Annotated in this window: 18 protein-coding genes; 9 read left to right on the top strand and 9 right to left on the bottom strand. The window is 41.0% G+C overall.

The genetic code is table 11. From position 1 onward, the window contains the following. Nucleotides 1–78: 78 nt before the first annotated feature. Both parE and F991_RS16370 read right to left on the bottom strand, forming a co-directional pair. Nucleotides 79–1,962 (bottom strand): DNA topoisomerase IV subunit B, encoded by a 1,884-nt coding sequence (gene parE, locus F991_RS16365; RefSeq protein ID WP_004673511.1) that lies wholly within the window; start codon nucleotides 1,960–1,962, stop codon nucleotides 79–81. A gap of 14 nt (nucleotides 1,963–1,976) precedes the next feature. Then, on the bottom strand, nucleotides 1,977–2,567 hold the full coding sequence (locus tag F991_RS16370; RefSeq protein ID WP_004673513.1) for a YqiA/YcfP family alpha/beta fold hydrolase: 591 nt from the start codon (nucleotides 2,565–2,567) through the stop codon (nucleotides 1,977–1,979). Nucleotides 2,568–2,829: 262 nt separating this feature from the next. Here F991_RS16370 and F991_RS16375 point away from each other — a divergent pair, with 262 nt between their 5' ends. Further along, on the top strand, nucleotides 2,830–4,176 hold the full coding sequence (locus F991_RS16375; protein ID WP_004673516.1) for a PGAP1-like alpha/beta domain-containing protein: 1,347 nt from the start codon (nucleotides 2,830–2,832) through the stop codon (nucleotides 4,174–4,176). A 118-nt stretch (nucleotides 4,177–4,294) separates the two neighbouring features. Here F991_RS16375 and F991_RS16380 read toward each other — a convergent pair whose 3' ends face one another. After that, a complete protein-coding gene (locus tag F991_RS16380; protein WP_004673517.1) occupies nucleotides 4,295–4,915 on the bottom strand; it encodes a hypothetical protein in 621 nt (206 codons plus the stop codon). Between the two features lie 3 nt (nucleotides 4,916–4,918). Further along, nucleotides 4,919–7,384, bottom strand: a complete 2,466-nt coding sequence (locus F991_RS16385) for a hypothetical protein (protein WP_004673520.1) — start codon at nucleotides 7,382–7,384, stop codon at nucleotides 4,919–4,921. A gap of 217 nt (nucleotides 7,385–7,601) precedes the next feature. On the opposite strand from F991_RS16385, the gene F991_RS16390 reads away from it, so the two are divergent. Then, nucleotides 7,602–8,534, top strand: coding sequence for an IS5-like element ISAba12 family transposase (locus F991_RS16390; protein ID WP_051064200.1), 933 nt, complete (start codon nucleotides 7,602–7,604; stop codon nucleotides 8,532–8,534). Between the two features lie 7 nt (nucleotides 8,535–8,541). Here the strand turns inward: F991_RS16390 and F991_RS16395 are convergent, their stop codons facing one another. The 4 genes from F991_RS16395 to gshA all read right to left on the bottom strand — a co-directional run bounded on the left by F991_RS16395 (nucleotide 8,542) and on the right by gshA (nucleotide 14,652). After that, nucleotides 8,542–8,964, bottom strand: coding sequence for a hypothetical protein (locus F991_RS16395; RefSeq protein ID WP_004673522.1), 423 nt, complete (start codon nucleotides 8,962–8,964; stop codon nucleotides 8,542–8,544). 3 nt (nucleotides 8,965–8,967) lie between these two features. Further along, entirely contained in the window at nucleotides 8,968–12,378 is a 3,411-nt protein-coding gene (locus F991_RS16400) for a type VI secretion system Vgr family protein (RefSeq protein ID WP_004673524.1), read from the bottom strand. Between the two features lie 171 nt (nucleotides 12,379–12,549). Further along, a complete protein-coding gene (locus F991_RS16405) occupies nucleotides 12,550–13,056 on the bottom strand; it encodes a disulfide bond formation protein B (protein WP_004673527.1) in 507 nt (168 codons plus the stop codon). Between the two features lie 18 nt (nucleotides 13,057–13,074). After that, entirely contained in the window at nucleotides 13,075–14,652 is a 1,578-nt protein-coding gene (gene gshA, locus F991_RS16410) for a glutamate--cysteine ligase (RefSeq protein ID WP_004673528.1), read from the bottom strand. 237 nt (nucleotides 14,653–14,889) lie between these two features. On the opposite strand from gshA, the gene F991_RS16415 reads away from it, so the two are divergent. From F991_RS16415 to F991_RS16430, 4 genes are all read left to right on the top strand, one after another. Next, nucleotides 14,890–15,429, top strand: coding sequence for a DUF924 family protein (locus F991_RS16415; RefSeq protein ID WP_004673530.1), 540 nt, complete (start codon nucleotides 14,890–14,892; stop codon nucleotides 15,427–15,429). A gap of 37 nt (nucleotides 15,430–15,466) precedes the next feature. Continuing rightward, entirely contained in the window at nucleotides 15,467–16,027 is a 561-nt protein-coding gene (locus F991_RS16420) for a CC0125/CC1285 family lipoprotein (protein ID WP_004673531.1), read from the top strand. Nucleotides 16,028–16,040: 13 nt separating this feature from the next. After that, nucleotides 16,041–17,351 carry a DUF445 domain-containing protein gene (locus F991_RS16425; RefSeq protein ID WP_004673533.1) on the top strand — a complete coding sequence of 437 codons (1,311 nt, stop codon included), beginning with the start codon at nucleotides 16,041–16,043 and terminating at the stop codon, nucleotides 17,349–17,351. Nucleotides 17,352–17,501: 150 nt separating this feature from the next. Further along, nucleotides 17,502–18,869 carry an MATE family efflux transporter gene (locus F991_RS16430; protein ID WP_004673534.1) on the top strand — a complete coding sequence of 456 codons (1,368 nt, stop codon included), beginning with the start codon at nucleotides 17,502–17,504 and terminating at the stop codon, nucleotides 18,867–18,869. 80 nt (nucleotides 18,870–18,949) lie between these two features. Here the strand turns inward: F991_RS16430 and F991_RS16435 are convergent, their stop codons facing one another. Further along, on the bottom strand, nucleotides 18,950–19,780 hold the full coding sequence (locus F991_RS16435; protein ID WP_004673536.1) for an SDR family NAD(P)-dependent oxidoreductase: 831 nt from the start codon (nucleotides 19,778–19,780) through the stop codon (nucleotides 18,950–18,952). 268 nt (nucleotides 19,781–20,048) lie between these two features. On the opposite strand from F991_RS16435, the gene F991_RS16440 reads away from it, so the two are divergent. From F991_RS16440 to phoR, 3 genes are all read left to right on the top strand, one after another. After that, entirely contained in the window at nucleotides 20,049–20,726 is a 678-nt protein-coding gene (locus F991_RS16440) for a TetR/AcrR family transcriptional regulator (RefSeq protein ID WP_004673539.1), read from the top strand. A gap of 255 nt (nucleotides 20,727–20,981) precedes the next feature. Continuing rightward, nucleotides 20,982–21,692, top strand: coding sequence for a phosphate regulon transcriptional regulator PhoB (gene phoB / locus F991_RS16445; RefSeq protein ID WP_004673541.1), 711 nt, complete (start codon nucleotides 20,982–20,984; stop codon nucleotides 21,690–21,692). An 8-nt stretch (nucleotides 21,693–21,700) separates the two neighbouring features. Then, the gene (phoR, locus tag F991_RS16450; protein WP_004673543.1) at nucleotides 21,701–23,059 is read left to right on the top strand and encodes a phosphate regulon sensor histidine kinase PhoR; all 1,359 of its coding nucleotides are present in this window, start codon (nucleotides 21,701–21,703) and stop codon (nucleotides 23,057–23,059) included. Nucleotides 23,060–23,066: the final 7 nt, after the last annotated feature.

A 23,066-nucleotide genomic window follows, 5' to 3' on the forward strand; every position in this document is an offset into this window, starting at 1 on the left:
GCATTTTTGTTCTCAATAAAAAAGCCAAGCATGATGCTTGGCTTCTACGAATCTCTGCTTACTCAGTTTTAGCTCAAATCAAACCACAATATCAGCCAAATTACCCTTTTGCTCTAACCAATGCTTACGATCAGCCGAACGTTTTTTGGCAAGTAATTTATCCAACAAACTCGCAGTATAATGGGCATCATCCAAATCTAACTGTACTAAACGACGTGTATTGGGATCCATCGTGGTTTCACGAAGCTGGCTAGCGTTCATCTCACCCAGTCCTTTAAATCGGGTAATTTGTGGGTTTTTATTGCCCTTCACTTTCTTCAAGATCGCTTCAAGTTCCTCATCATCAAGGGCGTAATGCACATCTTTTCCCACATCAATACGATATAGAGGTGGCATCGCAACAAACAAATGCCCTTCTTCTACCAAAGTTGGAAAATGTTTGACAAACAGGGCACACAATAAAGTCGCAATATGTAAACCATCCGAGTCGGCATCGGCAAGAATACAAACTTTGCCATAGCGGAGTTCCGATAGATCATCACTGCCCGGATCAACCCCTATTGCAATGGCAATATCATGGACTTCTTGCGAGGCTAATACCTCATCCGAAGACACTTCCCACGTATTTAAGATCTTTCCACGAATCGGCATAATCGCTTGAAAGTTTTTATCCCGAGCTTGTTTGGCACTTCCACCTGCGGAATCCCCTTCGACAATAAACAGTTCACTGTCTTCACGGGTCAACCCGACACAATCTGCTAGTTTTCCAGGTAATGCAGGACCCGCAACAATCTTCTTGCGCTCAACTTTTTTCGCAGCTTTTAAACGACGCCCAGCTTTCGCAATCGCCATTTCCGCCAGTTGCGTTGCAATCTCAGCATGTTGATTGAGCCATAAAGCAAAGGCATCTTTCACAATATTCAACACAATATTGGATGCTTCACGACTAGATAAACGTTCTTTGGTCTGTCCTGAAAACTGAGGCTCTTGGAATTTCAACGATAAAATGAAATTCACCCCATCCCACACATCTTCAGCAGAGAGTTTCACGTTGCGCGGCAGTAAATTACGTAACTCACAAAACTCACGTAACGCTTCGGTGACACCAGAACGCAAACCATTAACATGTGTTCCGCCTTGGGCAGTTGGAATCAGGTTGACATAGCTTTCCTGAATTTGCTCGCCACCCTCTACATTCCAGCAAATCGCAAGCTCGCATGCTGCGCGGTCTGCTTTTCCACTACTGACAAAGGCTGGATCAGGTAAAATCTCACGATCTTGTAGCTCATCCATCAAATAGTCGACTAAACCATTTTCAAACTGCCACTCGATCCGTTCGTTATTAATCTTATCGTCGTAAATGATTTTCAAGCCTGCTGCTAGAACAGCTTTGGCTTTTAAATTATGTTTTAAGGCTTTTAATGCAAACTTCGGACTATCAAAATATTTTGCTTCAGGCCAAAAACGCACGGTTGTTCCTGTGGCACGCTTTGCTACCTTGCCCTCTAAGACTGATAACGGTGCAACAGGCTCGCCCTGCTCAAACGCCATTTGATATAAATTTCCGTGGCGTTGTACCGCAACCTCAACCCGTGTAGACAATGCATTGACCACCGAAATCCCAACCCCATGCAAACCACCAGAAAACTGATAGTTATCGGTACTAAACTTACCGCCTGCATGCAGCTTGGTTAAAATAATTTCGATACCACTTTGGCCATATTCAGGATGAATATCGACTGGCATACCTCGCCCATTATCCTCGACAGACAACGATCCATCTTCATAAACCGTGACATAGACTTGGTTGGCATGTCCTGCAAGCGCTTCATCGACAGCATTATCAATCACCTCTTGAGCCAAATGGTTAGGCCGTGTGGTGTCGGTATACATGCCTGGACGACGACGCACAGGATCTAAACCAGAAAGAACTTCAAGAGATTGTGCTGTATATTGTGTCACTTGGTCTGACTTCCTTATTGAATCGCTGCCGATAGAAATTCGAGTACTAACGCTAATCTTTCTTCAAAATCATCCATCGCATGACTGCCACCAGTGTCAGTGAAAATCAAAGAGGACGGTTGTGCTGCACTATAATAACGTTGTGCCTGATGATAATCCAAGACTTCATCGCCTTGTTGCAATAGCACTAAAATTTTATCGGCATTTTTTAGCTCTACTTCAGCAATCGACTGTAATTGTTGCAAGTGTTCGGCATTGAGTGTCCATGACTCGGTGATTTTGAGTGGGATTTGATCAATCCCGAATAGCGCTTGAAATAGCTGCCATGGTTGCATAGCTGGATTGATCAATACAGCAGGACAGGCATACTTGGCGACAAAATACGTCGCATAAAAACCACCTAAACTACTACCTACCAAAACCACTTGCTCTCGCGGGTGAGTTTCGATGAGTTGTGAAACTTGCTCAAGCACGCGCTCGGGCGATTGGTTCAAATCAGGCAAATGCACCTGAATAGAATCATACTTTGCACAGTATTGTCTCAATTGTTGCCCCTTTTTTGACATCGGGCCACTACGAAAACCATGTAAATAGATAACTTGCATATGCACCAAATTAGACACCAACTTGACATATAGTGAAATAAATCACATTATTAATCATAATTGATAATCAAATAACAATATAATTTACATATAACCCTGAAATTGTCCGACACAAAAACCGATACTATGCACCGTTCATCAGTATTCTAAAAAAATTACGGATGAAACAGCAAAATATATAAGCGTTTGTTGTAGTTTATCTAAACAGTGTTAGGTTCATAAATTCAACCCTTCGGTATATATCAAGGATGAGGAAATCAATATGCCAAGTTTAACACCTCTGCATGAAACCTACTGTAAGTGGGATAGTACCCCTCCCAGTCAGGCAGATGCTTTGGAAGGTTTGGCACAGCTCGTCAGTACCAGCTTAAGTGGCGTACACGAATTGATGCAATTGGTCCAAACTGAAGTGCTACGGACAGCGCTCGGTTTAAGTGCACAAAAAGCCAAAAAATTACAAAAACATCCGCAATTGCAGAAATTCTATCAATTTTCTTATGTTGCCATCCAAAAATATGGTAGCAACTTCCTTGCACCAAATTTACGCAGAGTCATTGAGAAGTTTCCAGCACTACACAATAAACCGCTTAGCCCAACTTTACATTTTGCGGTGGGTGCGCTGAATGGAATCTTTGGTGATTTTTTCTTGAAGCAACATAACCCGATGGCTTTGCCGATGGTGCTTTATGATCACTATGGATCATTGCAACAAGGTGAGCTGACTGGTCGTGTGGTGATTTTAACGCATGGTTTATGTATGAACCATTTGACGTGGTCGAATAATCGTTATGGCGGTATTGGTGAGCGTTTACTGGCTCAACGTGATAACAACACCATGTTGTATCTCAACTATAATACTGGGCGACGCATTTCAGCAAATGGTCGTAGTTTTGCCAATGTGCTTGAAGACTTAGTGCAGCGTAACCCGCGCATTACCAGTATTGACTTGATTGGACATAGTATGGGGGGATTGGTTTCTCGTAGTGCATTGTTCTATGGCAAACAAGACCTCTGCCAATGGGTACATATCGTTGAGAACTTGGTCTGTATCGGTTCGCCACATCACGGCGCGGCATTGGAACGTTTTGGTTTTATTTTACAAGACAAGATTGGTGCATTCCCCTTTATTAACCTCATTGGTCAATTGGTCAATATTCGCAGTAATGGTATTTTAGATCTTCGTCATGGTAGCGTCCGTGATGATGACTGGGAACATAATGATGCACGTATTGGTTTTGCAGATGACAATCGCAAACCAGCACCTTTACCCTCACATATTAATACCTTCTTAATCGCAGGAACTTTAGAGTTTGAGAAATTAAGAACCAAAGCACTTACTGTGATCGGGGATTATTTGGTCAGTGTGAAGAGTGCTTTAGGTGAACACCCAAATCCTCGTTTTCAGCTTAAATTACCTGATACGCATAAAGCGGTGTTCTATGGTTTGAATCATTTTGAGATTCAATATCATTCAAGTGTAGCTGAGCAAATTACGCGTTGGCTCTATCCTGATGTCAGTGATAAAGTTGAACAAGGGGTTCAAACGCATCTGATTAATGTACCAAATAATTATACCTTTGATGATTTAGAAGGGATTGTTGAGACCTAAATAAAAATGATCGGCTATTATTTTATTAGTTGCCGATCATTTTTTAGATATTGGAAGGATTGCGGTGTTTATTTTTTAGGATGAGATTCCACTGGAATTTTATATAAAAAAAGATTCACTATTGCGAAAGATTCACTACTTCGTTCCCCATGCCCTCATGAGCGTAAAAAATTTTGAGCGTATTTGGAGATATAATTTTGAAATCTATATTATCACTTTCGTTTAGGCTACTTTGATGATAAATCACTTTGAACATTCCTAAATTTGGATTAGTATCCTGATTTCCAACTTGCCCATAGTTTATAACTGACAAATATATACTTTCCCCATTTATACTGAATCCACTATCCCCCTGTTTCTGAGCAAAAATGAGTGCAAACTTCTGATCATTGATAGGCATAGCTCCAACCAGTATTTTCTCACTTATATCCTCCTCTCCCTCAAAAAACTCATCATTTTGAAGGCTAAAAAAAAGAGGAGCATGTGTAATTTGATAGGTGGGCTTATTCTCCGTATATTTTTCTCTAGTAAATGGGAACTCCTTAATACAAACCAAATTATTAATCTTAAAAAGATTAAATAAAGTATTATTTGCTTTTTTACAAAAAATATCTCTTTCAGAGACCTCTAAATTTATAGGTTTACTCTCGATGAAAGGCTGTTTTTCATTGCTGTCAGTACAACCTATGAGCATAAAAGTAATCATTAAAAATGATATTTTTTTTACATTAATAAACATAATTTATATATCCTCAACATCATTACCTAACCCATTCATATGAAGGTGATGATGATGTCTATATCCATTTTTACCATCTTTTCTCATATGTATACATCCTGGAAATACATAATTTGCATCTCCATTATGATTAAATTTTTCAGAAAACATACGTCTCGTCTTCCCCCAATTAAATTCAATTAGTATTTGTATCATCCGCAAAGTTCGATCAAAATCCAATAAATTACTCTGCCCTAAATCGACATACTGAGGTTTTTTATCTTTTCTTAAATAACGAATATCCCCTGCCACTCCATTAATATGTGAAGAACTTACACCAGGAGAACCATCAACCATACTAAATCCATTAAAGCTAATATCATCATAACCACATTTACATAAGGCTCCTAGGAAAGCAGCCATTTCTAGACCACCTAAGTAATACCTCCCACTACTAGTATTAATTAGCATTTTATAGCCAACATCCCCATTTCTATATTGCTTAAAGGGTCGAATATCAACTAGAAAAATACTACCCTGTCCGTGCACACCCTTAGCACTCCATCGCCTTGCAACAATAAACCTCGACTTCCCCAGATTATGAGCATTACCATTCTGATCATAGTAAATAAATTCTGCAAACCCCGTTGCAGCTCTATTCTCTCTTTTAATTTTTCCATTATGGTAAATATGATAACGAGTCGTATCACTAGTCACAGGTGCTTGACGGCTCACTGAGGTGATTGGTCGACCACCGTTTTGAGTATAACTATTATTCTGTCGAGCTTGATTATTTTTATCTGCTTCGGTTTTAGCTTTTTTTCTTTCCTCCTCTGCTTGTTTTTCTTTCTTTTCAGCAGCTTCTTTTTGCTGTTGCTGCAATCTCACTGTTTCTGCTTGTTGTTGTTTTTTTCGCTGTTCATCCGCTTCTTCATGTAGTTTTGATGTTTTTACTGCACTTGCATTTACAGTAAACCCTTTAGTTGCAACAGACTTTTCAACTCGACTTGGAACCAAATTTTTACCTTTGACTCCAAAGCCAAAAACAAAGCCTGTGAGCATTTTTACAGTGATAATCCCTGATGCATTTGTTCTTTTAGGAATCTCGCGCCCTCTATAAAAAATACTAAACAATGTGTTTGCTACGCGTTGACCATCTTGAGTGACGCTTATACTAAAACTATGTACAGGTAACAGTACCTTTACGGTTTGATTATTAAGTGCTGCATCCAGTTTAAAATGATGAATCACTTGTTTATACCCATCCCCTTCTACAGAAACCTCAATATCTTGACCTACTTCTGCAACAACTCCTTGTCTTACACCATTGTTATTTGCGGTATGCTTTTTAATATTTCCTTTATAAGTAAGGAAAAAATTCATATTCGGAATAGGTTTACCTGAATCACCTTCCACGATTTGAACGTTGAATTGAATCTCTTTTAATGTTGAAGTTGAGTCTACCGATGGCGAAGATGGTGGAACTTGCTCATTCCTCACTTCTTGCGGAGTCTTATTGGCTTGTGGTTTTGGTTGAGGTGTATTTTCTGCTTCTAAAGTTGCCGGATAACTTGAAACAGCGAAATCACTTAAGGTCGCTTTCTGCTTCTCATTGGCTTTTTGGATGATGCTATTAGACTCTTTTCCATCCGCTATAATTTTTATTTCTGTATTCGGATGACGAACAATAACTGGGAGCTTGCCATGCTCATCGCTTTTTACCCTTACTCGCGATTCACCAGATACATATTTCCCATCATAACGCGAAACTAATACCACTTCTTTATTTGCTAAAGCATTTTTTTCAGAGTCAGTTAAACTTATATAAATCTTTCTTTTGCAACAGCTTTCTAAATCAAAATGGTTAAACATTTCGATATATTTACTGATATGTGTACCATTTCCATCTATTTGCTTTGAACCCTGAAATTTTGGAATGCCCAAAAAAGCACCCAGCCCCCCAATGCCAACTAAATGCATACCAGCTATGGCGCCTGACTCTGAAACCTCAATACCTTGAATCGTTCTTCCAAAATACTCATTTAGATTATTATTTCTCAATTGATTACATAAATAACCAATCCACTCCTTAATAACCTCATATTGAATTTGAGGATTTCTCAAGAAGTCTAGCTTTGTGTTTATATTTCTTTTACCAGACCATTTACCAATCCAATTATTTGAATCAAATTGACTCTGCCATCTTTTCCGTATAGGCGATTTTTTGTCAGCACCTTTAATATCCTCGTACGATATTCCGTGGTCTCCTAAATAATAACCCAAATCATATAAAGCTTCTTCACCAAATTGAAACAACCCCATATAACCTGACCCATTTACTTTATTCGCAGCACGAGTATTTATGGGGTGATTTATTGACAAAGAAAGATCAGATGAAGACTCTTTAAAACTTACTGCCTCAATAAAACCTGCTAAATTACTTTCAAAATTCTTGGTATCATTTTTATCAAATTTAATTGTTTTTATCATTTTAATTCTCTTTATACCAATCATTGGTCTTATAAAAACTCATACTCACAGATGTATTATTTTTTAAATAGCTATTTAGAACGTATCTAGATTTATCATCCACACCAATACTAGCACAACTTAAAACAACACCTGAGCGAGCACCTTCTTCTGAGGGAGCAACGGCTTTGTTGCACAAACCTATCTGTAAAGGGTTTTTCAGCGATATAATTTTCAAATGAAGAAGCCTGCACACAAAATCTACCGCACAACCAATTGGCCCGCATATAACCGAGCACTCATGAGTCGCGGAAATATTGCCATTTGGTTTGATCCTGCTACGCAATGGTATGCTCCGTCCATCGGTAAACAAGGGCGAAATCAAACCTACTCCGACGCAGCCATCCAATGCTGCTTAATGATTAAATCCTTATTCCGTCTGTCTTTACGTATGGTCACTGGCTTTGTGCAAAGTCTGATTAAACTTTGCGGATTAAATTGGATAGCTCCAGATTACACCACGCTTTGTAGAAGACAAAAGCATATTGATATTGTAATCAGCTACCAAAAAAGTAGCGATGGGCTGCATCTACTCATGGACTCTACAGGCATGAAGTTTCTAGGTGAGGGCGAATGGAAACGCAAGAAACATGGACCTGAATATCGTCGCCAATGGCGTAAACTTCATATTGGTATAGATGCTAAAACCCTACAAATACGAGCAGTTCAGCTTACAACCAATAATGTCAGTGATTCACAGGTGCTTGGTGATTTACTTAATCAGATTCCACAAGATGAGCAGATTAACTCTGTTTATACCGATGGAGCTTATGACACCAAGCAATGCCGTCAGGTCATTGCAGATCGGCAAGCGCATGCGGTGATTCCACCTAGAAAAAATGCGAAACCATGGAAAGATACAAAGAGTAGCTCGCTAGAGCGAAATGAATTACTTCGAACAATTAAACGTTTAGGCAGGACACTATGGAAAAAATGGTCAGGCTATCATCGGCGAAGTTTGGTTGAAACTAAGATGCATTGCATCAAATTATTAGGAGATAAACTCAGTGCAAGGAGTTTTGATAGCCAAGTCAATGAGATCCATGCACGTGTGGCAGTCCTTAACAGATTTACGGAATTAGGTCGACCACTTACCCAAGTTACGCCTTAAATTTGGCTCAATTAGGGGCGCTTTGCATTTCAAATCTTTGTGCAACAAAGCCGGGAGCAACTATTTTTCTCAAATAAGCAAAAGCATTTTTATTATCATATGCGATCCATACATCATCTTTGTCTTCCTTGTAATTTGCATTATAAATATAATATTCTTTATGGTTATACAAAACCTTAGAGCAAATACCAGTTGACATCCATTGATTATTTTTCCGTTTTAAATTCAGTTGATCTAGCAGTTTGAGTCGATTCTGGCTTGCACTATTTTGACCGAACTCCCAGACATGCTCACACTCAACTTCCCCTAGAACTTTAATCTCCACTGCTGGCTCATTCCAATATTTTAAGCATTGTTTAGAGCTCTCTGCGTATAAGCTCACACTTTGCAATAAAACCAATGAGCCAATAAATACTTTAGCTATTTTCATTTCTTAATCCCCACATCCAAATTGCTTAAAATCACGTTCTAAATTCGATTCATCTGTAGCGCCAACTTGAGCGTGTTCACAGTCATCATGATGGTGTTCATCATCGCCACCACAACATGCTTCATCCGAGCTGTGATTTTCGAGCATAGGCTCTTCTACCAATAGCAACTTATCTGCACTTTCTTTGTCTTTTCCAAGTAAAACAACTTCGATTTGGTCAGGGTTGTTGCTAAAGATTCGTTGTGTTCTCGCTCCATCATCCAGCACACCCACATATTCTGTTTTCTTCGCGCGATTAATCACCTTATAAAGAAAACCTTCTTGTAATAATTCAGGAGAAACCAAACCACTAAAATCAAAACGTCGACTGTAAACCCCGCTCTTTGGCATGGTCGGTAACTCTGCATTGACTGTTGTGCCACTCTCAAAGACATGCTGCCCGGCCTTCACCTTAAAATTGCCGCCAGTATTTACAAATACTCCATCCTTATTAATCTTAAGCTGCGAGCCTCCTGCTTTTAGATCGATTTCGATTGGACTGGTGATCTCGATCTTTTCTTCTGTCGATATAATCTTAATCACCCGACGGGCGATTACCTCGATCATGTCATCCTGTGCCTGCAACTCTACTTTTCCTTTGGCGGCATAGGCTCGTATTCCTTTTTGGGCAGCAAACAAGCTGATTTTGTCTTGCGCGTGCCCAATAATATTTTTCTGGGCACTCAAATTGATGGAACCACTGGCACTTTCTGCAATGTCTTGCGAGGCTTGTAAAATAATATTCTCAGGTGTAGTCAGTGCAATTCCATTCGGTGAGGCCAACAGCATCAATGCTTGTCTAAAGATTTTTCCTTGGGCTTGTTGTTTGCTGTCCTTACTCTTTTCTAAGTCTTGGGTATAGTTTTCCATAAAGCCTTGCAAAGAACCCAATGCTTGTAATGGACTGACCTTTAAACTGCTGCCTTTACTAAACGTGCCACAGCTACTCATCAAATCAAAGTCTTTAATATCGACATTCGCAAGGACTTGTCCGACTTCTTTTAGCCCTTCAAAGGGATTGTGTTGAATTTTATCTTTGAGGGCTGCTAGTTGTCCTTTGACAATGTCTGTACCATGTTCTTCGACATTTTCAATAAAGGTTTTAAGATTCTCCACTGCATCTTTTGCATCTGCGAAAAATGCATTGAATTCATCAACGATGGCTTTACTATTTCCACCAAGCGCACCAATATCACCAATAAAACCACCACAATCTTTTAAGGCATTTAGCGGATTGCTTTGCATCTCATTTTTAAAAAGATTTACGGTATTACTCAATGCCTGTCCTTTGGTTTTTAACTCCAAGGATTGTATAAATTTGGGTAAACGTTCAATGACATTGAGCGCATCGGCTTGTTGTTTGAGAGCAATGTCACTTAGCATTTTCATGCTTTCAAAACCTTCAGTCAGCAATGATTGCGCTTGGGCTGCTTCCAAGTGATCTGCGATCGCTTGTTCTTGTGCATAGGTACTGATCAACATGCCTTTACCTGCACGTACCGCACCCCAAGCATCCGTTCTGAGTTCAAAACCCTCACCACGTCCTGCACTGTGTGCTTGTTCTTTTGGATGACTTAAATGCCCTAAGTTCAGTTGAGTTGCAGCATGACTACTTTGTAATTGGGTACTAATCTGCCCCGTGGTATCGTCAAATCTGAGTTGGTTGAATCCTCGCCCATCGACCTCTTGACTCCGAATACCACTGAGTTTTTTGGTGTCAGGGAGTTGCCCTTTGATATCGAATCGAGTCGGTGAACGCTGTGCTTCATGAATTCGCCCCGTCACAAAGGGGCGATCAATATTGCCATCAAAGAAATCAATCACAACGATCTCACCTATGCGCGGTAGGAATCGCGCACCATAACCTTCACCCGCCCAAGGTGTCAGAACATCCACCCAAGCGGAGTCGGTATCGTTGTCATTGGTGCCAGCACCACCATCATGGCCATGATCATCGACACGGGTAAATAGAAAGCGTACTTTGATCCGTCCCCACTCATCCACATGAATCGTTTCACCTGCTGGGCCTACCACCTTTGCTCGTTGAGGATATGCAATGGGTCGATGTTGCAAGGGCTGATATTCAGGTACGGTGGGAATATGACGGCGTTGCAGTGTGAGTTGGTTACCTTGACGTTCTTCTAACATTGAGTGACTCAACAGAGGTTGCCAATGACTCTGCTGTAGCAATTGCTTGACCTGTTGGTTCAACTCTTTAGGTAAGTTATTTTGGTTATAGAACTGCTTCGCCGTAATGAGGAAGTTTCTATCCGCACTGGCATGCTGGTCAATTTCTGGGTGTTGTTTGAGTTCAAACCAATAACCCACATGCGCATCACGAACCGTGGTATTGGCAATAAATTGTTTTGCCTGCGCACTATGGTAATTGCTCAGTTGTTCATTGATGCGTTCGATTTGATGATTGCCTGAGGTACTCGCACCATCCTCACCATTCAGATCTTGTATCCATGCAGGCGTGAAGTGCCATGCATCCTCTAATCCCAAACTTGCATTGTCATAGTGATCACTATGTCCATGGGTACTTTGGACGCTGCCTGCGCCATCTTCTTGATCAAGAGCATCCGCTTGCCAACGTTGGATATGCACCGTGGTCGGTTGCAAGCTACGTTCTGCAACCAAACTGGTCATGCTGTCATATTGTTCTGTAGCACTACTACGGTGGTAACGAATACTATGGCGCTCAAGCGCTTGGTAGTGGTTATTGTCATCAATCAGTCGGAGTTTTTGCGCTTGAATTGGCGATGCACTGAACGGAACAAGATGCTGAGCTTCATCAATTAAGCTATTGATCGATTCAGAAGCCAACAATCGTTGAATGAACATTGAATCGAGTTCATTGTGCTGCATGGTAAAGGGTCTAACATCATAGTCTTTGCTAAGCCCACTGAGATCTAATGTCAAACTCGCTGCAAACAATGGACTACGTGCTTGCCACTCTTTAAATAGGGTCTGGACAATTTCAACCACCGATTGGTTCATAAATACCCGGCTATTACGGCGTTTTGTCCATAATGATGTCGCATCTTGCATGGTCAGACGATAAAGCGTAAGTGCTCCATCACTTTGACCTTGAGCTGCCGCGGTAATAATCCCTGTGCTGCGTGCCAATTGTCCAGTATCAGTGACCTGATCGACTGCAACAGTACATCCAATAAATTTTTTAAGCGGAATGCTCGCATTGGTAGACAGGCAAATGAGTTCTGACGTTAGCCCTTGATTTAAAACATGTTTCCCAGATATTCGTTGTAAGAACACCTGCGCCGTTAACATCGGATCTGCAAATTGGACGTGTATCGCACGCTTCTGTGCATTTAACCCCAGTTTTTCTAATACATTAAATATATTCAAAAGCATTTTTTATGATCATAATTTTAAGAATCGGTTGAACTTTATAAGAAAAATACCTTTCTGTACACAAAAAATAGTTGTTTTTATCTAAAAATATATCCAATTGATTTAAAAGAAAAAACCCCTAAATATTGATATATATTCAAGGGTTTTTTAGTTGTTTTAAAAACGCTATGGTTATTGTTTAGCTGTACTATATTTTCTAAAAAGCTGCCATAAACAAATCAGCAATATCAGACTGAAATAAATCAATGACCATACTGGTAATGACTGACCCAAGAAACTCCAATCGACTAAAGCACATTCACCAGAACCAGAAAGCACTTGTTGCAATACTGCTTTCATGGGCAAGACATCAACCAAATAATCCAAACCTGGACCACAACTTGGAACTTGATCAGCAGGTAAGTTTTGCAACCAAACATGACGTGCTGCAACACCCACTGACCAACCAATCGCTAATGTCGCCAGCAATGCATAAAAACGTTTAAATACATTTGAAATCGGGTTATGAATGAATGCAACCAGTGCAATCAATCCCATTCCAATTAGACCTACACGTTGAAACACACACAATGGGCAAGGTTCCAATCCTTGCACATGTTCTAAATACAACGCGAACGAGAGTCCGATAATACTGGTCAGTACCAATACTGCACTGACCAAACGGTAATTCCATCGCATGGGAAGTCCTCAAAAGATTTAACGGTATTGTGCAAGATATTGTTCAAAACTCGTGTCATTTTCTTGTTCAAGTTGCCACTGTTTTTGCAACGACGTTTGCGCTAAATGTTCAAAATATTGCTGTCTTTCTGCACTGAGCTGATGCTGGTCATAACAATCTACATGCTGTTGAGCCATGACACTACCAAAGTTCCATGTGCCACCATGTTGTAAAGTATCTTTGATCACTTGTGCTGAAAGGGTATTTTCAACATCATTTAAACGCTGTTGCATGACATAAACAGCATCCTGATAAAGAGAAGTACCATCCATTTGATCTAGTGTCGCGGCACAAGTATGAATTTTGCTTAAATGTTGCTGTGCCCAATCCTGAAATGACACTGTTAGATGCCCTTCTTTGATCTGGGCATCTGCTGCACGCCCGCGATTAACCACTTCAGTTTGATTTTGATCAATCTGATCTTGTTCGTCAGACCATAGATCAGGACTTTCCCGCAATAAACAATACAAAGCTAGACTTTCTAAGAAGCCTGCTGTGGTTTCATCAATCCCAATCGCACTATAGGGATTCACATCGACCGCACGCAGCTCTACATAACCCACACCACGATTCTTCAATGCTTGCGAAGGGGTTTCACCCGCTTGAGGCACTTGCTTTGGACGCACTAGACTGTAGTATTCATTTTCAATCTGTAAAACATGGTCATTGATTTGAATCGGTTCACCTGTCTCATCATTCAAACCTAAATCAGTAAATGCAGGATATGGCGTATGGACGGCCTTTTGTAATCCATCTAAATAATCATGCAAATCGTTATAATAAATCCCCAACTGCTTTTGTGCTGAGTTTTGGTAACCCAAACGTCCCATACGCAAGGCAGTTGCCTCTGGTAAGTACAAGGTTCCTTTGACCAAAGGCTGTAAATGGTGGTTACGCCCTGTTAAAAAGCAACGACAGACCGATGGACTTGCGCCAAGCAAATACATCACCAAGGGAGTCATGCGAATAAAATTTCGGATCAAGGCAAAATAACGATGGCTTCGATAATCTTGCAAACTGAGTTGTTTTAGTTCTTCATTTTTTTCATGCTGCTGCAAAGTTGCAAACAACTGATCGGGAAAAGATAAATTATAATGTACACCTGAAATGGTCTGCATCCGACGACCATAACGCACCCCCAAGCCATGACGATAAAGGGTTTTAAAACGCCCGATATTAGACGTGCCATACTGAGCAAGTTTTATATTTTCTTCATTGTCATCCAGCATACAAGGCATGGAAAGCGGCCACAATTTCTCACCATCTTCGAGTTGCTGGTGCACCACCTGATGAATATCGCTTAACTCATTTAATGCAGCGGCAATGGTGTTGTGTGGCGTGGTAATGAACTCCATTAACGCTTCTGAATAATCAGTCGTAATATGGGGATGTGTGAGTGCTGAACCCAAAGCTTTTGGATGGTTTTTTTGTGATAAAAATCCATTGCTTTGCATACGCAAACTTTCACGCTCGATACCGCGTAACATACCGTCTAATTGTGAGGCATTTACCCAAGTCGGTACGATAGCGGACGAAAGTGTGCAAGGTTGGTTCATAATTTATATGCTCGGTTATTCAAGATCGGCCAACCAAATCAAGGCTGGTGACTTCATCGCGTGTATTCGCATGCCAAACATGCCTACTATCACGACTCCGCCAATTATAACGACTATTACGATCTAGTCATCTGATTGTATTAGCTTAGCTTGGCAATTTTTATCACAATCTTGCTCTATAAGACATGCTGAAATTGTGATTTTATTAAAAATAAATCTTCCAATGGATACTCAACGATGCAAGCGCAAGATATTCTTGATTTTTGGTTTTCTCCTGATCATCGCTCACTTTGGTTTGCCAAAAGCGATGATTTTGATACCAAAATTCGCGGGCTTTTTCAAACGATTCATGATCAAGCAACTCAAGCAGAACTTTGGTCATGGCGTCAGACACCTGAAGGTCGTTTAGCTGAAATTATTGTTTTAGATCAATTCTCACGTAATTTATATCGTGATCAAGCACAAGCTTTTGCCTATGACAGCATGGCATTGATGCTGGCTCAAGAAGCGATTAGCCTACAATTAGATGCTCAGTTAAGCCCCGAACAACGTTCCTTTTTATATATGCCATTTATGCATAGTGAATCAAAAATAATGCATGAGTACGCATTAAAACTGTTTCAACGTTTAGGCAATGAAATCAATTTAAATTTTGAGAAAAAGCATAAAGTGATTATTGATCGCTTCGGACGCTATCCTCATCGCAATGCGATCTTGGGGCGCACATCTAGCGCCGAGGAACTTGAGTTTCTAACTCAACCAAACAGCAGCTTTTAAGTCGATCTCCCCTCGACGTCAGAAAGAGGAATTGCATATGAAATCGTTACTCATCTGTGCCCCGCTATTGGTCACATTGGCATTTACAGGGTGTGCCAGCATACCGTCTCAACCCAAGACCTTTGATCAATTGGGGCAATTCACCGCTTATCCATTAAATAACAAAAGCTTCCGTATCGGCTTCCAAGCAGGAAATAATCTGAGTTATGGTACAGCTGAGGAAATTACCTTACTCAAGGCAGCACAAACCACACTCCAAAATGGGTTCCGTTTTTTCACTGTAGTTGATGATCCAAGCAATGCGCGGTTCAAGGAGCAACGCCAAGCTGTGATTTATCCGAGTCGACCGTATTATCCTTATGGTTATTATCGTCGTCATCCCGCCTTTTGGCCGGATCCATTCTATGATGTACCACAAGTGGTCAATCTTGATCCCATCCAAGTGTCGTATACTATTGAATGTTTTCAGACTCAACAGCAATCACCTGATGCATTTGATGCGCAGTTGATTTTGCGATCCTTAGGACAAAAATACGGATTGAGTCCAACAGGAGAAGTGTTGCAACCCCCTGCACCACCTCAAAACAAAAATGAATGAATAGGATGACTCAATGAATTCAGCCGAAGAAATCCACAAAGTACCAAGCCTGCAAAGAAGTAAATACTTCGCCACCGTAGCATTAGTGATTGCAGTGATGACGTGGATTTGTTTAATGGTCGTGGCGCATTTTCTGCCTGAGTATCGGTGGCTGATCCATATTTTCATGTTAAGCGCCGAAGCAGGTGTGGTCGGTGGTTTGGCCGATTGGTATGCGGTGACGGTGTTATTCCGCAATCCGTTTGGAAAAATACCATTGCCCAAACTATTACGTGATCATACTGAGATTATTCCACGGAATAAGGCACGTATTGCTGAATCAATGGGTCGTTTTGTTCAGGAAAATTTCTTATCGCCCCAAATTGTGCAACGTAGTTTGCAAAATACCGACCTCAGTTTGGCGGTCGGTCAATGGTTAGCCAACCCCAAAAATAATGGACACGTGGTTCAAATCATCCAGCAAACCGTTCCGAAAATTTTTGAGTTTGTCAGTCAGGATCAAATTGCTAACTTTGTACAAAACAACAGTGTGCAATGGGTGCGTAGTACCAAGATCAATACGCTTGCCAGTGAAATGTTACGTGCAGTTTTGGAAAATGACTTCCATCAAGATGTGTTACAACGTGGACTCGATCTGGCTCATCAATGGATGGTGTCACATCCAGAAGAAGCACGAGAGTTGTCTCGCACATTATTTAAAGAACTGGGAGTGTGGAAACTGGCTAAAGGTGCGAGCTGGATCGGCATTGATGTGCAGCAGCGTACTATTGATTCACTGATTGAACGCGTGGAATCCATGTTGGCCAATCCTGAACACCCTTGGCGACAAGACATTGAGGCAACCACCCATGCACTTATGTTGCAACTTGCAGATACTAATAGCGAAGCAAGCCAACGTTTGAATAGTGGTAAAGATGCCTTGCTGGATAGCCCACAAGTTTTAAACTTTATTAGCGGTGCAATCGCGATTTTATGCGATGCCATCAAAACAGATTTGATGCAACCCGATTCAGGCATTGCCACCAATTTACAAGCAGCTATTCAACAACTTGGTGTGAGCCTGATCCAAAATGAAAATGTTCGTGAAGTCCTCAATAGCAAAATGGTGGGCTTAGCCACCAATTTCAGTGAGCAATATAGCGACAAAATCATTCGTTATATTAGTGAACGCATCCATGAGTGGGATTCACGCGAAATGATTGCCAAAATCGAGAGTGAAGTTGGCGGTGATTTACACATGATCCGTGTCAATGGAGTGATTGTTGGGGCCTTTATCGGTTTGATCTTGGGTCTTATTCGTGCCTTTGTTGAAAATGTTTTGTAAATGGCTTGAAATACTCAACTTTTCACGTAAAGATGGACATCAGAAGATGCCTTCTTGGTTGCAACCAAGATCTCAACCGTAATGATTTATCCGAACAAAAATAAGCAATCATGTTGCAAATGGCGTAGAGGAAGAAACAAAGGAATTTGAATGACCCCACACCAAACATTGGTGATGCAACCCAATCTCTGGAAAACATTTTTTGTTTTTCTAGTGCCGCTGATCGCCACCAACATTTTGCAAAACTTGTCGGGGACGATTAACACCATATTTGTGGGTCAAATGATGGGGGTCGATGCAATTGCAGCGGTGTCGGTTTTCTTCCCTATCCTATTTTTTTTACTGGCATTTACCATTGGTATTTCTGCGGGTACCACTGTTTTAGTGGGTCAAGCGTGGGGCGCGCAAAATCTAGAAAAAGTTCGTAGTGTGGTTGGGTCAACCCTTTTTATCACCTTAATTGGTGGCACAATTATCGCAATCTTAGGATTTGTTTTTGCTGAACATATTCTCACACTATTAGGCACTGATCCCAAAGTCATGCATATGTCGCTGCCTTATGTGCAGTGGATGTTGGCAGGTAGCCCGTTATTGTTTGTTTATATTATTTACACCTCTATTTTACGGGGTGTCGGTGATAGTGTTACCCCTTTGATTGCCCTAGGTTTAACCAGCCTCATCGGTTTAGCAGTCACGCCAGTTTTACTTAAAGGTTATTTTGGTTTTCCAGCCTTAGGCATCATCGCACCTGCCATTGCCACCATCTTAGGCTATAGTGCAGTGTTGATTTTTCTAGCTTTCTACCTCAACTATAAAAATCATCCACTTAAAATAGATCGTCAATTGCTCCAACATATCCGCCATGATGCAGAATTAAGCAAACTGATTTTTAAACTAGGCATTCCAACAGGCATCCAAATGGTCACCACTTCTTTGGCTGGATTGGTGATTATAAGCTTGATTAACCGTTACGGCGCAGAGGCAACAGCAGCCTACGGTGCAGTCAATCAAGTCCTCAACTATATTCAGTTTCCTGCGTTGTCGATTGCCATCGCAGCATCGATCTTTGCCGCCCAAGCGATCGGTGCAGGCAAACCAGATCTGTTGGCCAAAGTCACCCGCACTGCATTGAGTATGAATTTTTTATTTACAGGTAGTCTGATCGTACTGGCGTATTTATTCTCAAAATATTTAATGGCACTGTTTATTACTGATCCTGCGGTCATCGAACTGGGACAACAATTATTGTTTATTGTGCTGTGGTCACTGCTGTTTTTTGGCGCAAGTGCAATTTTTGCCTCGATCATGCGTGCTAGCGGAACAGTCAACATGCCTATGCTGATCAATATATTTACCATTATTTTAATCGAAGTGCCTTGTGCGTATTGGTTTAACACACTTTGGGGACTCAAGGGAATTTGGATGGCTTATGCACTCGCCTTTATGTGTTTATGCATATTCCAAGCCGCTTATTATCAATTTGTCTGGAAGAAACGCGAGATAAAGATTCTGATTTAAGCGTAAAAGTTCATCATGATTTTCAGCGTCAAATAAAAAGCCATTCAAACAAGAATGGCTTTTTATTTCATTAGCAGAACTTACATCATTTTCGTTGCAAGGGCAGCAATACGTTGATATCCCGTTGGGAATAAACGTTGGAAAGAGTCGACGATACGCGCATCAGCACCAATCAATAAACGACGTTTATCTTTCAACACTGCATTCAAGATTTGACGTGCTGCTTCTTCAGGAGGCGTACGCAAGAATTTATCAAATTGTTTGATTGATTTGCCCGGATCCATGCCCAAGCTTTTCATACTGTCATTCATTTTGGCTGCTTTGGCGATATTGGTGCGGATCCCACCTGGGTGTACACAAAGCGAACTAACACCACTCTTTTCAATATCAAGTTCTTGACGTAAAGATTCTGTAAAACCACGCACTGCGAATTTAGTCGCGTTATATGCTGATTGCGTTGGTTGCGAGGTTAAACCGAAGATACTTGAAATATTGATGATATGGCCATCTTTGGTTTGTTTGATAAACGGTAAGAATTCTTTGGTCCCGTAAACCACACCCCAGAAGTTAATCCCAACGATCCACTCTAAGTCTTCATAGCTTGCACCTTCAACCGTTGAGCCGAGTGCCACACCTGCATTGTTGAAAATCATATTGACCGAACCATGATCTTGGACGGTATCTTGCGCCCACTGTTTCATCGCATCACGGCTAGAGACATCAAGTACTGTCGTGGTCACTGTGATTTCAGGATATGCTTTCAAAAGCTCAACAGTTTGTGCCAAACCCTTTTCATTGATATCACTCAATGACAAATGACAACCTTGTTGGGCCAATAAAACAGCGACTTGTTGCCCAATCCCAGAACCTGCACCTGTGATCGCTGCGACTTTATTTTTAAAATTTTTCATTGCCTATCCTTTGTATTGCGAATGATATGCACATATTCGCCTAGATCATGTGCAGTTTAAGATGTAACCAATATAATTTTGACAATACACGTTGTCAATATAGTACACTATACTTTTAAGACAAATGGCAATAACACACACATTACTTGTCATATTGGGTCTATTTACATTTAATGAGATAAGATTTTTAGGCGATACAAGGCATAGTTGCATCATGTAAACTGAGCTAGACATACGCTATAAAGACTTTTAGGAAACGGTTTTTTCAATGACAACTCAAAAGCAAGCCAAAGCGAAGAAAAACAACAGCGAAACCAAAGAGCGTCAATTCAAAGGTCTTTCTTTAACTGAACGTAAAGAAGCTCGCCGTGAAAAACTGATTGAAGCTGGGATCGCTACTTACGGCACTCAGGGTTTTTTCTCAGTCACCGTCAAAGATGTCTGCAACGAAGCCAAACTTACCGAACGCTATTTCTATGAATCGTTTAAAAAAAGTGAGGAGCTATTTCAAACCGTTTTTTTAAGAATGGTTGGTGAAATGCAAAGTTGTTTAACGCAGGCGGTATTATTGGCGGCACCCGAACCAAAAAACATGGTCACTGCGGGGCTGTCGGCTTTACTCAACACCATTCGAAACGATCCACGTATGGCTCGCATTATTTATATTGATGCCATGTTGGTGCAAGACTTACACAATCAAGCCACGATCCAAGAGACCTTGACTCAGTTTGATCGGATCATTCAAGGCTTTGTGATGATCACCATGCCCAATGTTCAACAAAGCACTGAGGAAGTGTCTTTGATGGCGACAGGCTTAAATGGTTATGTCACGCATATTATTATTCGTTGGGTCTCAGAAGGCTTTAAACAACCATTAGAGGACGTGTTAGCAGCATGCTGTGCGGTATTTATCTCCTTTATCGCAACAACATCACAAAAAAATTAAAATCATTTTACAGTTTTGTGACAAATAAAACTGTTAGACTGATATGGTATTAACCAAATGAATTCATTTGCTTTATTGATAAATCACTTGTCATCATTTGGTCACTACGCTGCCGCACAATTGTCACAATTTATTGCTAAATTCGACTTTATCCACTCTTTTGCAATGATATTGTCATAATTAATCTTTGTAATAAGCCTGTCATAACAACAAAACGGTTCAACATTACCGTTATAAATTTGAGGGTATTGCGCTGTGAAAGATGACTATATTTTAATTGTCGACGATGAGCTACCGATTCGTGAAATGATCCATACCTCTTTGGATATGGCAGGTTTCCAATGTTTACAAGCAGAGGATGCCAAACAAGCACATCAAATTATCGTTGATCAGCGTCCTGCTCTCATCTTGCTCGATTGGATGCTACCAGGCGGTGTTAGTGGTGTAGATTTGTGCCGTCGCCTCAAACGCGATGAAAACTTGGCTGAAATCCCTGTGATTATGCTGACGGCTCGTGGCGAAGAAGATCATAAGGTACAAGGTCTAGATGCGGGTGCAGATGACTACATGACCAAACCTTTTTCTACCCGCGAACTGGTTTCTCGAATCAAAGCAGTACTACGTCGTGCCAATGCACTCAGTGGCGAAAAAGTCATTGATGCCAATGGTTTGATGCTTGATCCTGTGAGCCAACGTGTGAGCTTCGGTGACAGCATTTTAGAGATGGGACCAACCGAATATCGTTTACTCGCCTTCTTTATGACCCATCCTGAACGCGCTTATACGCGCGCACAATTGCTTGACCAAGTGTGGGGTGGTAATGTCTATATCGAAGACCGTACCATTGATGTGCATATTCGTCGTTTACGCAAAGTGTTAGAACCTTATGGTGTCGATCGTTTTGTACAGACGGTACGTGGCACAGGTTATCGTTTTTCTACACGAGCTGATTTGGCAGCAGGTTAAAACCCTTTATGTACGAACCTTATCCAGTCCCTGAACTGGCACGTGAACACCAACGTTTTCGTTACAGTAGTTTATGGGCCTTTGCAAAGCAAGATTTAAGACTGTTGCTTTTTTTCTTATTGATTGCGAGCTTAATCGGATTTGGCGTTGGGTATTTTTGGAGCTGTATTTTCATCGCTTTTGTGGTGTTTTTCACGTTACAGCTCCGCTCGCTCTACTTGGTCAATGAATGGATTTCAAATCGTCCTTATGATGTGCCACCGAACTTAAATGGGATTTGGGGTGCGTTGCTGTTCAATGTCTATCGTGCCCAACGCCAAGAGCGTATCGTTCAGGCAGAAATGGTCGGCTTGATAGACCGTGCACAATCATCGCTGTTCGCTTTAGCCGAAGCGGTGGTGTTAATTGATGATCAACATCAAATCGAATGGTGGAATCCAGCAGCCGAAAAGCTATTAGGCATTGAACCCTTAGATCGTGGGCGCAACTTATTGACGATTTTGCGTCAACCGAGTTTTATTGAATATTTCAACCAAAGTGATCAATCGCCAGATGGGATTCGTCTACAAGTACAGATGGATGAAGAGCGTTATGTACAAGTCAAACTGACTCGCTTTGGTGGAGAAAGTCGACTATTGGTGGCCTATGACACCACACGCGTACACAACCTTGAACAAATGCGTAAAGATTTTGTCGATAATATCTCGCATGAACTACGTACACCGCTCACCGTACTGAGTGGGTATATCGAAACCTTTACTGATCAGGATGATATTACCCCGCGTTGGAAACGTGCCTTCACGCAAATGCAATCGCAAACCAAGCGCATGAATGCATTGGTCAATGATTTACTGTTACTGTCCAATTTAGAAAATAATAAAAAAGTCGCCAAAAAACAGATCATTGATATGGCAAATTTAATGAATCAAATCTTTGATGATGCGCGTGCTTATAATTTAGATTATGGTCATACGCTCAATTTAGATATCGACAGTCATTGTGATCTGATTGGTTCAGATATGGAAATTGCCAGTGCTTTCAGTAACTTGATCACCAATGCAATTAAATACACCCCCAAAGGCGGCATTATTACCATTGGTTGGCATGAAGAAAACGATCAAGCTCTTTTTAGCGTACAAGATAATGGGATCGGTATTGACCCAAAACATTTGCCGCGTTTAACTGAACGTTTCTATCGGGTTGATAGCGCGCGCAGCCGTCAAACAGGTGGCACAGGTTTAGGGCTTGCGATTGTTAAACATGTCTTGATGCAGCACGGCGCACATTTAGAAATCACCTCTAAAGAGAATGAAGGCTCGACCTTTACTGCTGTTTTCCCAAAAGAACGTTTATATCGAATGATCTAAGTATTCT

The organism is Acinetobacter sp. CIP-A165, from assembly GCF_000367985.1.
GTDB lineage: Bacteria > Pseudomonadota > Gammaproteobacteria > Pseudomonadales > Moraxellaceae > Acinetobacter.

Coding starts and splice junctions, on each gene's coding strand:
- F991_RS16370 (WP_004673513.1), bottom strand. CDS start 2,567: ATGCAAGTTATCTATTTACATGGTTTTCGTAGTGGCCCGATGTCAAAA.
- F991_RS16375 (WP_004673516.1), top strand. CDS start 2,830: ATGCCAAGTTTAACACCTCTGCATGAAACCTACTGTAAGTGGGATAGT.
- F991_RS16380 (WP_004673517.1), bottom strand. CDS start 4,915: ATGTTTATTAATGTAAAAAAAATATCATTTTTAATGATTACTTTTATG.
- F991_RS16385 (WP_004673520.1), bottom strand. CDS start 7,384: ATGATAAAAACAATTAAATTTGATAAAAATGATACCAAGAATTTTGAA.
- F991_RS16390 (WP_051064200.1), top strand. CDS start 7,602: ATGAAGAAGCCTGCACACAAAATCTACCGCACAACCAATTGGCCCGCA.
- F991_RS16395 (WP_004673522.1), bottom strand. CDS start 8,964: ATGAAAATAGCTAAAGTATTTATTGGCTCATTGGTTTTATTGCAAAGT.
- F991_RS16400 (WP_004673524.1), bottom strand. CDS start 12,378: ATGCTTTTGAATATATTTAATGTATTAGAAAAACTGGGGTTAAATGCA.
- F991_RS16405 (WP_004673527.1), bottom strand. CDS start 13,056: ATGCGATGGAATTACCGTTTGGTCAGTGCAGTATTGGTACTGACCAGT.
- gshA (WP_004673528.1), bottom strand. CDS start 14,652: ATGAACCAACCTTGCACACTTTCGTCCGCTATCGTACCGACTTGGGTA.
- F991_RS16415 (WP_004673530.1), top strand. CDS start 14,890: ATGCAAGCGCAAGATATTCTTGATTTTTGGTTTTCTCCTGATCATCGC.
- F991_RS16420 (WP_004673531.1), top strand. CDS start 15,467: ATGAAATCGTTACTCATCTGTGCCCCGCTATTGGTCACATTGGCATTT.
- F991_RS16425 (WP_004673533.1), top strand. CDS start 16,041: ATGAATTCAGCCGAAGAAATCCACAAAGTACCAAGCCTGCAAAGAAGT.
- F991_RS16430 (WP_004673534.1), top strand. CDS start 17,502: ATGACCCCACACCAAACATTGGTGATGCAACCCAATCTCTGGAAAACA.
- F991_RS16435 (WP_004673536.1), bottom strand. CDS start 19,780: ATGAAAAATTTTAAAAATAAAGTCGCAGCGATCACAGGTGCAGGTTCT.
- F991_RS16440 (WP_004673539.1), top strand. CDS start 20,049: ATGACAACTCAAAAGCAAGCCAAAGCGAAGAAAAACAACAGCGAAACC.
- phoR (WP_004673543.1), top strand. CDS start 21,701: ATGTACGAACCTTATCCAGTCCCTGAACTGGCACGTGAACACCAACGT.